This is a genomic window from Vreelandella halophila (assembly GCF_019903425.1).
Taxonomy (GTDB): Bacteria; Pseudomonadota; Gammaproteobacteria; order Pseudomonadales; family Oleiphilaceae; genus Halospina; species Halospina halophila.
This window is the reverse complement of sequence record NZ_JACHUZ010000013.1, coordinates 212518-227349: the sequence shown is the minus strand read 5'-3', so window position 1 is coordinate 227349 and position 14832 is coordinate 212518. Positions and strand designations below refer to the sequence as shown.

Genomic DNA, 14832 nt, shown 5'->3' with positions numbered 1-14832 from the left:
GTGTGAGTCCCAGGGAGAGCTCTGGGGCCCGTTAGTCTCCCAGTTTTTCAAACACGACGTATGGTGTTTTAGGTGGAAGCCCTTCGTGGGAGTGTCGATTGAAAAGCTGATATTCAAGCTCAAACCGTTTTGCCTCTGGGTCGTCTGTCCCGTGCTTTTTGAATCTGGTTTGGCCTTAATGCCCACGCTTTCGGAGGTGGATCATTTCTGGGGTCACGGTGGGCGTGGGGAGAGCCTGCCCGGTTGAGGGTTCCGACTCGATCCGTTTCACTAGGGTGAGCTTTCCGTCCAAGTAGCTCAAGACAGACATAAGCAACTCGATCGTCCGCTAATTGGCCTTCATAACAAGTACTGATAAAGTTCTCTAAAAGATTCGTAATATAACCACCGTTAATGAGGCACGGCCCTCAAGACTTACTGCCAAAACGACCAATCAATCTCGTCAGAAAAATGAGAAACGGTGCTAGCAGGAGCAAGCAGTGCAAGGCAGCCATAATACCTCAACGAATTTCAGCTTCCTGGCGGAACATGACCCACTGTTCGTTGAGCTTGCCGAAGCAGCAGAGCGCACCTTCTCAAGCGACCCCAATACGACACTGATCAAGCTACGCCAGTTCGGGGAAGCTCTGGCTCAGCATCTGGCCGCGCTTTCTGGCGTCGAATTCGATGAGCAAACCAGCCAATCAGACCTTCTTTACCGCCTGAACCGGGCATTACGCCTGGAACCGCAGGTTAGAGAGTTGTTCCATACGCTGAGAATTGAAGGTAATAAGGCCACACACCAGTTCCGAACCCGCCACAAAGAGGCTATGGATGGCCTGAAGCTGGCCCGGGAACTTGCCATCTGGTTCCACCGCTCCTTTGGCAAAGCCCGTGCCTCCTTCAAGCCAGGCCCCTTCGTGCCTCCGCCCGACCCCAGCGCGCAGTTGCGCCAGCTCCACACCGATATCGAAAAGCTGCGTCATGAACTCCAGCAAACCAACATGGAACTGGACAGTAGTCAGCAACTTAGCGAGCTGGTCGAAAAAGAAAAGACTGAATATGAAGAGCTTGCTCTGGCCATGGAGAAAGAATCCCGGGCTATGGCTGAGCAGGCCCGTGGCCATGAAAAAACGCTCAGGCAACAGCAGCAGGAGTACGAGGAAAAAATCAAAGCCCTGCAAGATCAGCTCAAGCAGCAGGGCGAAAAAAGCGTTATCGAGCGGCGCCAGCAGGTGGCAAGCAAGACCAAGGCGGCCAGCGACACCCTGGCGCTCAATGAAGAACTGACGCGTATTCTCATTGACCAGCAGCTTTATGAATCCGGTTGGGAAGCAGATAGCCAGGAACTTACCCACCAGAAGGGCGCACGCCCGGAAAAAGGTGTAAACCGTGCCATCGCTGAATGGCCGACCAACAAGCACGGCGAGAAAGGTCGAGCGGACTACGTACTGTTTGCGGGGCTTACCCCCATTGCCGTCGTGGAAGCCAAGAAAGAAAACGCCAACGTGGCCGGAAAAATCCCGCAGGCGGAGCGTTACTGTAAAGGAATGAAGGTAGAGCAGCCTCTGGTGTCAGCGTGGGAACTGGCAGGCAGGACCATTGCTTGGCCTGCCGATGAAGACGGGCATTTCATCGTGCCGTTTGTGTATTCCTGCAATGGCAGACCCTATGTACCACAACTGGCTGAACAGTCAGGCACCTGGTTCCGGGATGTACGGGAGCCCAGTAATACACGCCGCGCGTTGTCTCGCTTTCATACACCAGGTGGGTTGCTGGGGCTTCTCCAGCGCGATAAAGAACATGCCGAAAAGCTGTTAAAAAACGAACCCTTTGGTTATCTGAAACTGCGCGATTACCAGCAACAAGCCATTATCGCCACCGAAAATGCCCTGGTTCAGGGCGTCCGCTCGGCGCTTCTGGCCATGGCGACCGGCACCGGTAAAACCCGCACCATCATCGGCCTGATGTATCGCTTCCTGAAAAGCGAGCGCTTCCATCGCATCCTTTTTCTGGTGGACCGAACCGCGCTGGGTCAGCAGGCCATTGATGCGTTCAACGAAGCGCCTTTGGAGCAGAACCAGACCCTCAGTAAGATTTACAACGTCGCTGAACTGGGCGACATGGCCGCCGAAGCCGAAACCCGGGTGCAGGTGGCCACGGTTCAGGCCATGGTGAAACGCATCTTCATGAGCGATGAGTCACCGCCTATTGATCAGTTTGACTGCATCATCATCGATGAGGCCCACCGGGGCTACACGCTGGACCAGGAGATGACCGAGGGCGAACTGGCCACGCGTGATACCAGCCAGTACATCTCAACCTACCGCCGCGTACTGGACTACTTCGATGCGGTCAAAATAGGGCTCACGGCAACTCCGGCCAAACACACTAGCGAAATTTTCGGCAAACCCGTTTATACCTATTCCTATCGGGAAGCCGTGGCGGATGACTGGCTGATCGACCACGAGCCGCCCATCCGCTATGAAACGCTGCTTACCCAGAACGGCATTCAGTTTGAGAAAGGCAAGCCGGTTGAATTCATCAATATGCAGACGGGCGAGGTCGATACCACGGAGCTGGAAGACGAGCTGAATTTCGAGGTGGATGCCTTCAACCGTCGGGTCATCAACGAAAACTTTAATCGGGTGATCTGCGAGCAACTGGTGCACGAGCTGGACCCGTTCGGCGACGAAAAAACCATGATTTTCTGTGCCACAGACCTGCACGCCGACATGGTCAAACGGCTTCTGGATGACGCCTTCAAGGCACTGTATAACGGTGACTATAACGAAGCCGCCGTGGCCAAGATCACCGGCCAGAGCGATAAGGTTGATCAGCTCATTCGGTGCTATAAAAACGAACGCTACCCCAGCATTGCCGTTACAGTGGACCTGCTCACCACCGGCATCGATGTACCCGAGATCTGCAACCTGGTGTTCATGCGCCTGGTACGCTCCCGCATCCTGTACGAACAGATGATCGGCCGAGCCACTCGCCGCTGCGACGAGATTGGCAAAACCGTATTCCGCATCTACGACCCGGTGGACATCTACGCCGCTTTGCAGGACGTGAACACTATGAAGCCCTTGGTGAAAGACCCGAACATCACCCTGGAGCAACTGGTGGATGAACTTGGCGATGAGCACTGGCTAGAGCAGGCCCTCCACAGCCCCGGCGAGCAGCAGGGCGAATCCCAGGCGGATGTGGTGCTCAGCCAGATGAGCCAGAAGCTGATGCGGGTGCTGCGCAAGGCAGACAACAAGGCCGAAAGCAACCCGGCCCTGAAACAGAAGCTGGGTGAACTCGAGCAGCTCTGGGGAGTAGAACCCAAATCGCTCCACCAGCACCTGAAAAAGCTGGGCCCCCGGCAGGCTTCCGAATTTATCCGCGAGCACAGCGGGCTTTTGGACCAACTAGCCGAGGTAAAAAGTCTGGTGGGCAGTGAGTACATGCCGGTGATTTCAGAGCACGAGGATGAGATCAAGGAGAGAGCACAAAGTTACGGCCCCCATAAAAGGCCGGAAGACTACCTGGACAGCTTCAACCAGTTCATTCATGAGCAGTTGAATCAGTCCTCAGCTCTTTCCGTGGTGGTCAACAAACCCCGGAATCTAACCCGGGAACAGTTGCGGGAAGTGAAACTGCTACTCGACAACCACGGTTATTCCGAAGCCAGACTGCAAAGCGCCGTACGCAATCAGACCAATAAGGATATTGCCGCCAGCATCGTCGGTCATATCCGCCGCGCTGCTCTGGGCGAACCCCTGGTGCCCTTCGAGCAGCGGGTCACCGAGGCCATGGATCACATCTATACCCAACACAACTGGACACGCGCTCAACGCACCTGGCTGGACAGGCTAGCCAAGCAACTGGTGCATGAAGTTATTATCGATCGGGATTTCGTCAATAACCGCTTCGCCGACCACGGTGGTGCCCAGCGGCTGGACAAAGTACTGGGGGAGCAGCTGGATACGGTGCTGGATGAACTGAATGAGGCAATGTGGCCGCAGGAGCGTGCCTGACCAGGCTATGCTGATGACATCGAGATCGCCCTAACCCCTGTCGATTTTTCGCGACTTTTCGACATCACCAAAGCGACATGTTAAGCAAACGACCTTTTCTTAACATGTCGCCCGCAACGTGCAAAGATTTCACCGTTTTCTATACATAAGGCGCTGATAGAGGCTGCGCGCCTTTCAAAGGATCACCTATGACGAACAACGACATCGTCCAGAAACTCTGGAACCTCTGCGACGTCCTGCGGGACGACGGCATCAACTACTCGGACTACGTTACCGAACTGGTGTTGCTGCTGTTCATCAAGATGGTGCATGAAAACACCGAAGCCGGCACCCTGAAAAAGCACCCGCTTCCCGAGGGTTGCCGCTGGAGCGACCTGAACGGAAAATCCGGCATAAACCTGCTGAACGACTACAAACGTATCCTGCTCAGCCTGTCCACCGGTAAAGACGGTGATGGGAATCTGGTGCATGACGATCCACTGATCAGTGCCATTTACGCTGATGCCCAGACCCGTCTACGCGAACCGCGCCATCTGGAGCAGATGATTAGAACCCTGGATCAGATCGACTGGTTCAGCGCCCAGAAAGACGGACTGGGCGACCTTTATGAGGGACTTCTGGAAAAGAACGCCAACGAGACCAAGTCCGGCGCTGGCCAGTATTTCACCCCCCGCGCCCTGATCAATTCCATGGTTCGTTGCATCAAGCCGAGGGCCGGTGAGCATATTCAGGATCCGGCGGCAGGTACAGCGGGCTTTCTGACTGCTGCCCACGAATACATCAAAAGCCAGACCGATGAGCTGTACGACCTGACCAGCGAACAGAAAGCCTTCCAAGCCACCCAGGCCTATGTGGGCATCGAGCTGGTGCCCGGCACCCGTCGTCTGGCTCTGATGAACTGTCTGCTCCATGACATGGAAGGGGACGACGAAGGGGTCGTGCACCTCGGTAACGCCCTGGGCCAGACCGGCGCCGGCCTCCAGAAGGCCGACGTAATCCTGGCCAATCCGCCTTTTGGCACCAGTAAAGGTGGCGACGCCAGCATCACCCGGGACGACCTCACCTACAAAACCAGCAACAAGCAGCTGGCCTTTCTCCAGCACATCTACCGTAACCTCAAACCAGGCGGCCGCGCGGCTGTAGTGTTGCCGGATAACGTGCTGTTCGAAGCCGGCGTCGGCACCGACATCCGCCGGGACCTGATGCACAAGTGCAGCCTGCACACCTTGCTGCGCCTGCCTACCGGCATCTTCTATGCCCAAGGCGTGAAAACCAACGTGCTCTTTTTCACCAAAGGCAGCGCCAGCGACAAACACCAGGAAGAACACTGCACCGACAACGTCTGGGTCTACGACCTGCGCACCAACATGCCCAGCTTCGGCAAGCGCACGCCTTTTAGTGAGCAACACCTAGAGCCCTTTGAAGCGGTGTATGGTGACAGCCCCAACGGAGACAGCGAACGTAGGGAAGGGGAATACAGCTACCACTCCGAAGACATCGAACTGCCCGAACACAGTGAAGAGAACGAAGGCATCGACCCCCGTCTGGCCCACAGCCGCTGGCGCTGTTTCTCACGCCAATGGGTTGCCGAGCAAAAAGGTGATTCCCTGGATATTTCTTGGCTGAAGGATAGTGACAGTTTGGATGCGGCCAACCTGCCGGAGCCGAGCCTCTTGGCGGGTGAGGCGATGGGGGAGTTGGTACAGGCGTTGGAGGAACTGGACGGGTTGATGCGGGAGTTGGGAGCTGAGGAGGAGGAGGCTGATGGGCAGCGAGCCATCATCAGTCAGATGATTGGAGGTAATGAGTGACGGACAGCCAGCAGATCCCTCAACAATGGCTTTCGCTTCAAATTGGAGAGATTGCAGAAGTCGTTGGCGGCGGAACACCTAAAGCCGGTGATCCAGACAACTTTGCTGAGCCCGGAACACAGATTCCATGGCTGACGCCGGCTGACCTGAGCAAGTACTCTGAAAAGTACATCGCTCATGGCTCCAGAGATCTCAGTAAAGAAGGTTACGAGAAGAGTTCGGCAAAGTTAATGCCTTCTGGCACGTTGCTATTTAGCAGCAGAGCACCTATTGGTTATGTTGCGATAGCTGAGAACGAAATATCAACGAATCAGGGATTTAAGAATTTTGTTCTGCCGACCGCTGTCGACTCAAGCTATGGATATTACTTTTTGCGTAGCATCAGAGACGTTGCTGAGAGCGTGGGCACAGGTACTACGTTCAAAGAGATATCTGGAGCAAATGCTAAGAAGTTGCCGTTTTACTTAGCTCCCCTAGCGGAACAAAAAGTCATTGCTGATAAACTCGACACCCTGCTTACCCAGGTGGAAAACACCAAAGCCCGCCTCGAACGCATCCCGCAAATCCTCAAACGCTTCCGCCAGTCCGCGTTGGTTGCGGCGGTGAGAGGGCAGTTGACGGAGGAGTGGCGGGATAAATATGGAATATCCCTGACCGATTGGGTGCATCACACCGTAGGTGAGATTTCCATCGTTGCAACTGGAAAGACTCCAAGCAGAAAGGAACCTAAATATTGGCAAGATGGCGATATTCCGTGGCTAACAAGTAAGAGTACTGGATCAGTCTACACCGAGTCAGCCGAACAGTTCGTGACTCAATTCGCCGTAGAGGACTGCTCGCTCAAGGTTTTTCCACCCGGCACCCTGCTATTGGCCATGTACGGTGAAGGTAAAACCAGAGGTCAAGTCACAGAGTTAAGGCTGGCGGCCACCTGCAACCAAGCCTGTGCAGCAGTTACGGCAGACGAAAAGAAAATACTCGGGAGCTATCTCAAACTCCGACTACTTGAGAATTACGAAGAGACGCGGAAAGCTGCCGCTGGTGGCGCGCAGCCTAATCTGAACCTCAATAAGGTGCGGGCGATAGGCATCGATGTACCAACAAAAAGAGAGCAAGCTGAGATCGTTCGCCAAGTAGACCAACTTTTCGCCCACGCAGACCGTATCGAACAACAGGTCAACAACGCCCTGGCCCGCGTCAACAGCCTCACCCAGTCCATCCTGGCCAAGGCGTTTCGGGGTGAACTTACCGAACAATGGCGCAGCGACAACGCGGAGCTGATCAGCGGCGAAAACAGCGCCGAAGCACTATTGGCAAAGATCAAAGGTGAATGTGAGGCGCTAGGGAAAAAATCCAAACCCAGTCGTGCGGTGGTCAAAAGAAAGACAGGTAGTAGCATGAACAAACAAATCATTAACGTGGCTGAGGCGTTAAAAAAAGCCAATAAGCCACTCAGCGGCCAACAGTTGTTAGCGGCAGCCGGTTACCCGAGTGACAGCAGTACCGCGGATCTAGAAACATTCTTTCTTGATATTCGAAAGGCGATAAACCAAGAAAAATCCATCGTAAAGTTAAAGCGCAGTGACGATGGGCAGGATTGGTTTTCATTAATTGAGGCCACAACTGATGAATAAAGCAAAACCCTAAGGGCAGCCCATGAAAGTTGATAAACTGCATGTTCGCTCGTGCTTTAAGAATCTTGAGAACGTGATCGTGTATTTTGACGAGGACCACTTGATGACGGTGGTGGTCGGCCGCAACGGTTCGGGTAAATCAAATGTATTGGAAGCCTTGGTCGCCATATTCCGAAACCTTGATTTAGGCGAACCCCCGCCGTTCTCCTATGAATTGGTTTATCGACTTGGCGCACCTCACAAGCCAAATCAACCTAGTGATCGATGGTTGGAGGTGGCGATTGATGCAGACCCATCGCGCGGCACGCCAGCAAAACAATACGAAGTGAAAGTCAGTGACCTGCTCAGTGAAAAGCCTGCCGGAAAACTGGTGCCCTTTTCAAAAGTAAAGCGCGATAAAGAAGGTAACGCACCCTACCTGCCTAATTATGTATTTGCTTACTATTCCGGGCCCAGTGATCGACTAGAAGAGCACTTTAAAAAACATCGTACTGATTTCTATCGCCGTTTGCTCGAAGATAAGCTTGATCTAAAAGGTGATATCCGCCCGCTTTTCTACGCCAGACCTTACCATAGCCAATTCGTGTTGCTAGCCTTTTTCCTGTCAGAAAAAGACAGCGCAGAAAAGGTCTTTCTACGTGAGCACTTGGGCATCGAAGGCTTGGACAGTATTCACTTCGTAATGCGCCAACCAGGTTGGGCCAAGCAGAAGGGCGAATTGTTCTGGGGCGCGCGAGGTGTTGTGCGCCGCTTTCTGGATGAGCTAATCCAATACGCATTGTCACCGGTGAAAGTGACTCGACAGGAAAATACCTCCTTAACCGGAAACAACATCCGTAACGAGTTCTTTCATTTGTTCCTCCCAGACGTTAATGCTCTGCGTGATTTCGCCAGAGACCTCAGTTCTGACGAACTTTTCAAGATGCTCGAAAGCACGCTTCTTTCCGATATTATTTCCGAGGTAAGTATTCGAGTGAAGGTTTCCAGTAGCGAAGAGCCTCTCACGTTCCGCGAACTCAGTGAAGGCGAACAGCAGTTGCTCACCGTTTTAGGCTTACTAAAGTTTACCGGTGGAAAAGATTCTTTGTTCTTACTCGATGAACCTGACACTCACCTAAATCCATCATGGGCAGTTAAGTACCTAAAACTCTTACGCGATTTTGTACCCAATCAAGAAACTAGCCATTTGCTCATGGTCACCCATCATCCCCTGGCCATTGCGGAGCTTATGAAGCAACAAGTCCAAGTTATGTGGCGAGATTCCAGTTTTCAGGTACACGCGCAAGAACCAGAGGAAAGCCCCAGAGGCATGGGGTATAGTGGAATTCTCACCAGCGACATGTTTGGACTCCACACGACGTTGGACAACTCAACTGAGCGCCTACTGAGATTGCGTCGTCGCTTTACCGAAAAGTTAGAGCTAACACCGATACAAGCTGGGCGACTAAGGAAAATTGATCGAGCACTAGAGGGCCTCGGTTTTTCAACGGCACATTGGGATGAAGAATATGCTCAATATTTGCACATGCGTCGTGAAGTCGAGCGTGAAGCAGACTCAATTAACGTAACGCCAGAGCTAAAGCGAATTCGCAAAAAGCGTGCAAAAGAAATTGTCCATCGCATGTTGGAGACCGAAGAGCAGCGAAGCCAAGAATGAGACACTTGGATATCAATTTCAATCAGCTCACGCTACCGGAAGGCTGGCTAGAAAGAGGGCAGGAGCTAACGGAGGCGCTGCTAGCAGCCGAGGATGAAAGACAGCGATACGACATAATTGAAAAAAATCAGGATTTTTGGAAAGTTATTAAACCAACTCTAGCCAGATTGTTTAACTATAAGTGTTGGTATACAGAAGCTCCGCAGCAAGGTACTGACGTTGATGTTGACCACTTTCGGCCCAAAAAGCGTGTTCAAGAAACACTGTCAAAGGAAAGCCCGCATGGTGGCTACTGGTGGTTAGCTTTTTGCCTTCAAAATTATCGTCTCAGTTGTATTGTTGCTAACCGTCGCCGCACCGATGTGGAAACAGGCAGAAAAGGAGGCAAGGCGGATCACTTTCCTTTATGCGAAGAAGCCAAACGTGCCGAAGAGCCGAATAGCGATCTGGAAGAAGAGCAACCGGTATTGCTGGATCCACTAAAGGCTACTGATGTGCAGTTGTTGGACTTCAAGCCAGACGGTGAGGCCATGCCTAGGTTTTCCGTAGACAGACACTCACGGAAGTTTATGCGGGCAGACAAATCTATTGAGTTTTATAATATTAATCATTCCGACTTCGTGCGTTGCCGTATTGAGCTGCGCGATAGCATTGACAAGGAAGTAAAATCAGCCGTTAGGTACTTCAACAAACTGGAAATGGGCGATGCCGACAACGACCTGGCGTATGAAGAGGCTATTTGTCGGCTAAGGAAAATGTGCAGCAAAGAAGCTCCATTTTCTAGCTTTTGCATTGCTTACTTAGATAGCTTTCGACACAAGCCAGAATACGACGGTATTCTTGACGCTGTATACATGTAACCAGTACTAAACTATGCATGGCCAGTGAAGTCACCACGTTAACAGGCCCATGGTGGTGATCTGCCCCTTAAAAGCGAAAAGCCCCGATGCTGCCAAGTGAGAAAGGAGCACTGTGACGAAAGTCTAGGGTTGGTCGATGGTGTCGCTGGATTTTCCGCCCTGCTAAACTGTCAATAAGGGTAATCCCAAGGACATATCAGGCTTAAAAGCTAGGGCGAGTGACAATGACCACGGCAAACATCAACCCGGAAATGCTGACTTGGGCGCGGGAGCGCTCTGGCATTCCTGTGCCTGATTTTGCCCGTAAGAACGGAGTTACAGAGGAACGGCTGCAGGAATGGGAATCCGGTAAGCGCAGCCTGACCTTTAACCAGGCCATGCGGTTCGCGGACAAGGCTCATGTGCCGTTTGGATATCTGTTTCTGGCGGAACCGCCAGAGGAAGAGTTACCGATCCCGGATTTGCGGACCGTGGAGGGCCAGGGTGTTCAGCGGCCAAGCGGTGAGTTGCTCGACTTGGTCAAGCTGATGCTGCAACGCCAGGAGTGGTACCGGGAGTATCTTCAGCAGCATTTTTCCGAGCCGAGTCCCTATGTTGGCCGCTCTGCTTCCTCTGACGCTGTGGCGGCCATCGTTAAAGACATGCGGGCATGTCTCGGCGTCGGACCGCATCCAACTAGGGGCAAATGGGAAGATTACTACCGGGATTTGGTCGAACGTATCGAATCCTTGGGTGTTCTCGTTATGCGCCAAGGCAACCTTGGGCACCATACACGTCCGCTACGGGTAGAGGAATTTCGTGGGTTTGCGATTGTTGACGACTACGCACCGATCATTTTCATTAACCACAGTGATGCGCTCGGAGCACGCCTTTTCACGCTGATTCATGAACTCTGCCATGTATGGATTGGCCAGTCTGGAATCTCCGATGGCGAAACTAATACACATCAGCAGCAAGAGGTGCTGTGTAATGCCGTGGCAGCAGAATTTCTGGTGCCAGCGGAGGAATTCCAGGGGCTCTGGCAACAAGACCTTGAGCACTGGGAAGACAACCTGCCACCGCTGGAGGCTCATTTTCACGTTAGTACTTGGGTGCTGGCGCGGCGCGCCTTGACGCTAAACTTTATCTCCAATGAGCAATACAGCCTTTATATCGCTGATCAAAGAGCACAGCACAAAAAGCGGGAAGGGAGTGGTGGCCCCACCTACTATCAAACCAGGAAGGCTCAAATCAGTCGTCCATTTTCCCGTGCCGTGGTGGGCGAGGCGCTAAGTGGCCAGCTCATGTTGCGTGAAGCCGGTGAGCTTCTGGGTGGGATCAAACCAGGTAAGATTGAGAGGTTCGCCAGGGAGTTAGGCGTTTGAGATATTTGCTGGATGCGAATACCTATATTGGAGTTAACCCGTTTCAGTGGACAGGTTCCGATTTGAGTTCATGGGCATGCTCAGCATGCATTCGTTCGTAGTTCACTGGTGACACTTGTCCGATCGCCGAATGGCGACGGTGCAGGTTGTACCAGCCTTCGATGAACTGGAACACTTCCAGTCGCGCCTCGGTCGGATTGCGGAACCGGCGCCGGTCCAGCAGTTCGCACTCAAGTGTGGCGAAAAAGCTCTCCGCCATCGCGTTATCGAAACAGTCACCGACCGACCCCGTCGAGGGACGCACGCCGTGTTCCCGGCAACGGTGCCCGAAAGCAATCGACGTATACTGACAGCCCTGATCGCTGTGATGGATCACGTCTTTAGGCTGACGTTGCCACAGCGCCATCTCCAGTGCATCGAGCACCAGTTCGGTTTTCATATGCGTGGCCATGGCCCAACCAACGACTCGGCGGCTGAAAACATCCAGAACGATGGCAAGGTATAGAAACCCGGTCCAGGTCGGGATGTAAGTGATGTCGGCCACATAGAGCTCGTCAGGTGCACTGGCTGAGAAGTCGCGCTCAACCAGATCCGGCTCACCGCGGCGACGCTCATCACGCACCGTGGTGAATACGCCCTTGCGCCGGCTCACGCCCTGGATAGCGGCCTCGCGCATCAGTCGCGCGACCCGCTTTCGGCCAATGCACCATTGCTCATCCTTAAGATCGGCATGGAGCCGGGGCGCCCCATAGGTGCCGCCCGAGCGTTGATGCAGCGCCTTGAGCCGGACGCTGAGCACTTCGTCAGTGCGCTGGCGCTGTGATGGCCCTCGTTGGCGCCACGCATAGTAGCCGCTGGGGGAGACGCCCAGCACACGGCACATGGTGGCAACGCTGTGAACGGCCCGATTCACTTCGACGAACCGGAAGATGTCGGTGGCACGGTATCGGTCTCCCGAGCGAACCAGGCCGCGGCCTTTGACAGGATCTCGCGTTCTTCCCGCAGGCGCTTGTTCTCCTGGCGAAGCCGGCGCAGTTCTTCCTGTTCAGCGCTGGTGGCGCCGTCATGGCGAACGCCGGCATCACGGTCGGCCTGCGCCACCCAGTTGGTGATGGTCTGGGCTGAGGGTTCAAACTCCTGAGCCAGTTCCGCAGGGCTGCGCCCACTGCGAACCAGATCGATCATCTGTTGCCGGAACTCCGGCGGATATGGGGGTCTGCTTTGTGGCATCCTGTCCTCCCGTTGTTTTCAAAGGATCGGATGTCCACCAAAGCGGGTCAACTCCATATACAGGCTAAAAACCAGTACTACGGCATGGACATTTGCCCTGCCTATTGGGATTGGCTGGATCAGGAGTTTGAGAAAGGCATAATTGCCAGCGTTAACATGATCGGCCGGGAACTGCGGGAAGGCAACGATGAACTTGCCGAGTGGGTGCGCGATAGGCCTGGGCACTTCATCAGCAATGACGACGAACCGACCCAAGAGATTTTTGCTGACATTGCGCAGTCAGTTATGGCTGGTGATTACAATCCAGCTGACCGGGACAATTTCCTGGCGAAAGCAGATCCATGGATCATTGCCAAAGCAAAAACGCTCGGGGCGACTGTGGTAACCCATGAATCGGTGGTAGCCCCGAACGCCCGGAAAGTGAAAATTCCGAATATCTGCCAGCAATTCGAAGTTTCTTGCCTGAATACGTTTCAGTTTCTTCGGGAGCTGAAGGCCAGATTTGTCTTGGGTAGTTAACCCTACGATCGCGGGCTCTGGAGCGACAGGGCCACTGGCCAGAGAAGTGGCAGTTGCATGGTGCTGCTTCTCCGGCCAGCTCTTGATCAGTGGTCGAAGTCCGTCAGGGCCATGTCGGCGGCCCGGAAGATGGCGCGGCCCTTGTTCTGGGTTTCCTTCCATTCAAGGCGCGGCACGGAGTCCGCCACGACGCCCGCGCCGGCCTGGATGTGCAGCGTATCGTCCTTGATGACGGCGGTGCGGATGGCAATGGCCGTGTCCATGTTACCGCTCCAGGAGAGGTAGCCCACGGCGCCGCCATAGACGCCGCGCTTGACCGGTTCCAGCTCGTCGAGGATCTCCATGGCGCGGATCTTGGGGGCGCCGCTGAGGGTGCCGGCGGGCAGGGTGGCGCGCAGTACGTCCATGCAGGACAGGCCCTGGCGCAGCCGGCCGGTGACGTTGGAGACGATGTGCATGACGTGGGAGTAGCGTTCCACCGTCATGGTATCCGTCAGGGTCACCGAACCGGTCTCGGTCACGCGGCCGATGTCATTGCGGCCCAGGTCGATCAGCATCAGGTGCTCGGCGCGCTCCTTGGGGTCGGCCAGCAGTTCCTGTTCCAGCGCCTCGTCCTCCTCGCGGTTCGCGCCACGCTTGCGGGTACCGGCAATGGGCCGGACCGTGACTTCCTCGTCCTCGACTCGCGCCAGGATCTCCGGCGAGGAGCCCACGATGTGGAAGTCTTTCAGGTTGAGAAAGTACATGTAGGGCGAGGGGTTGAGGCAGCGCAGGGCGCGGTAGAGGTTCAGGGGCGGCGCCTCGAAGGCCACGGACATGCGTCGTGAGAGCACCGTCTGCATGACGTCGCCGGCGAGGACGTATTCGCGGATCTGTTCCACCGCCGCCTCGAAATCGTCCTGGGTGAAATCCGAGTGGAAATCACGTTCCTCGATGCGGTTGCCCGTGGCCTCGGAAACCGGGCTGGTGACGCGGGTTTCGCGCAGCTGCTTTTCCAGCTCGTCCAGCCGGTTAACGGCCGCCTCATAGCTGCCGGAGCGGGCGGGGCTGGCCTGGACAATCAGGTGGAGCTTGCCGCGCAGGTTGTCGAAAACCACCACCTCGTCCGAGACCATCAGGAGGATGTCCGGCGTGCCCAGCTCGTCCGGCGGCACGCTGTCGTGCAGGCGCGGCTCGATGAAGCGCACCGTGTCGTAGCCGAAGTAACCCACCAGGCCACCATTGAACCGGGGCATGTCGGGCAGGTCCGGGGAGTGGTAGCGGGCCTGGAAGGCTTCGATGTAGGCCAGCGGATCCTTGGCGGTCAATTCCTCGATCACGCCGTCATCGGATTCGTGCACCACCTGGTGGCCGGTCACCCGCAGCCGCTCGCGGGCCGGCAGTCCGATGATCGAGTAGCGGCCCCATTTCTCACCGCCCTGGACGGATTCCAGCAGGTAGGAGTAGGGGCCGTCGGCCAGCTTGAGATAGGTGCTCAGCGGGGTGTCGAGATCCGCATACACTTCACGGTGAACGGGAATGCGGTTATAGCCTTCACCGGCATAGGCGTCGAACTGTTCGGGCGTCATGGGTCTTTCCTGAAACAAGCATGGGCGTTGTGGAATCGTGGCGTCGGCCACGGGCGCTCAGTGGTGACGGTTCACCATCGCCAGCGCGGGGTCGCCCAGCGTGCGGGGTGCACGATCAGAGTTGCTTCTTTCAGTCCGGCGGTCACGGCCGCTCTCCCGATGGTTGGAATAACAGCGATAGGTTA

The 14832-nt window shown here is 55.0% G+C and carries 9 protein-coding genes; 7 read left to right on the top strand and 2 right to left on the bottom strand.

Annotation, left to right across the window (positions count from 1 at the left end; genetic code table 11):
- Positions 1 to 479: 479 nt before the first annotated feature.
- The 6 genes from hsdR (at position 480) to H4I92_RS05250 (ending at position 11330) form a co-directional block, all read left to right on the top strand.
- Complete coding sequence (gene hsdR / locus H4I92_RS05275) at positions 480 to 4004, top strand: type I restriction-modification system endonuclease (protein WP_077529611.1); 3525 nt, start codon at positions 480 to 482, stop codon at positions 4002 to 4004.
- A gap of 188 nt (positions 4005 to 4192) precedes the next feature.
- Complete coding sequence (locus tag H4I92_RS05270) at positions 4193 to 5815, top strand: class I SAM-dependent DNA methyltransferase (RefSeq protein ID WP_077529610.1); 1623 nt, start codon at positions 4193 to 4195, stop codon at positions 5813 to 5815.
- Positions 5812 to 7449 carry a restriction endonuclease subunit S gene (locus H4I92_RS17050; RefSeq protein ID WP_077529609.1) on the top strand — a complete coding sequence of 546 codons (1638 nt, stop codon included), beginning with the start codon at positions 5812 to 5814 and terminating at the stop codon, positions 7447 to 7449. The genes H4I92_RS05270 and H4I92_RS17050 overlap by 4 nt, the downstream gene beginning before the upstream one ends.
- 22 nt (positions 7450 to 7471) lie before the next feature.
- On the top strand, positions 7472 to 9106 hold the full coding sequence (locus H4I92_RS05260) for an ATP-binding protein (RefSeq protein ID WP_077529608.1): 1635 nt from the start codon (positions 7472 to 7474) through the stop codon (positions 9104 to 9106).
- 5 nt (positions 9107 to 9111) lie between these two features.
- Positions 9112 to 9966: a hypothetical protein gene (locus H4I92_RS05255; protein WP_218668149.1), complete on the top strand. Its 855-nt coding sequence runs from the start codon at positions 9112 to 9114 to the stop codon at positions 9964 to 9966.
- Between the two features lie 224 nt (positions 9967 to 10190).
- Entirely contained in the window at positions 10191 to 11330 is a 1140-nt protein-coding gene (locus tag H4I92_RS05250) for an XRE family transcriptional regulator (RefSeq protein ID WP_077529606.1), read from the top strand.
- 43 nt (positions 11331 to 11373) lie between these two features.
- Here H4I92_RS05250 and H4I92_RS05245 read toward each other — a convergent pair.
- A protein-coding gene (locus tag H4I92_RS05245) for an IS3 family transposase (RefSeq protein ID WP_143512608.1) occupies positions 11374 to 12560 on the bottom strand; the annotation gives its coding sequence in 2 pieces (ribosomal slippage) (positions 11374 to 12302 and positions 12302 to 12560; 1188 coding nt in all).
- 30 nt (positions 12561 to 12590) lie between these two features.
- Between H4I92_RS05245 and H4I92_RS05240 the strand changes: the two genes are divergently transcribed.
- Positions 12591 to 13079 (top strand): DUF4411 family protein, encoded by a 489-nt coding sequence (locus tag H4I92_RS05240; protein ID WP_077529604.1) that lies wholly within the window; start codon positions 12591 to 12593, stop codon positions 13077 to 13079.
- An 86-nt stretch (positions 13080 to 13165) separates the two neighbouring features.
- On the opposite strand, the gene trpE is transcribed toward H4I92_RS05240, so the two are convergent.
- Positions 13166 to 14647, bottom strand: coding sequence for an anthranilate synthase component I (trpE, locus tag H4I92_RS05235; protein ID WP_077529603.1), 1482 nt, complete (start codon positions 14645 to 14647; stop codon positions 13166 to 13168).
- Positions 14648 to 14832 lie beyond the last annotated feature (185 nt).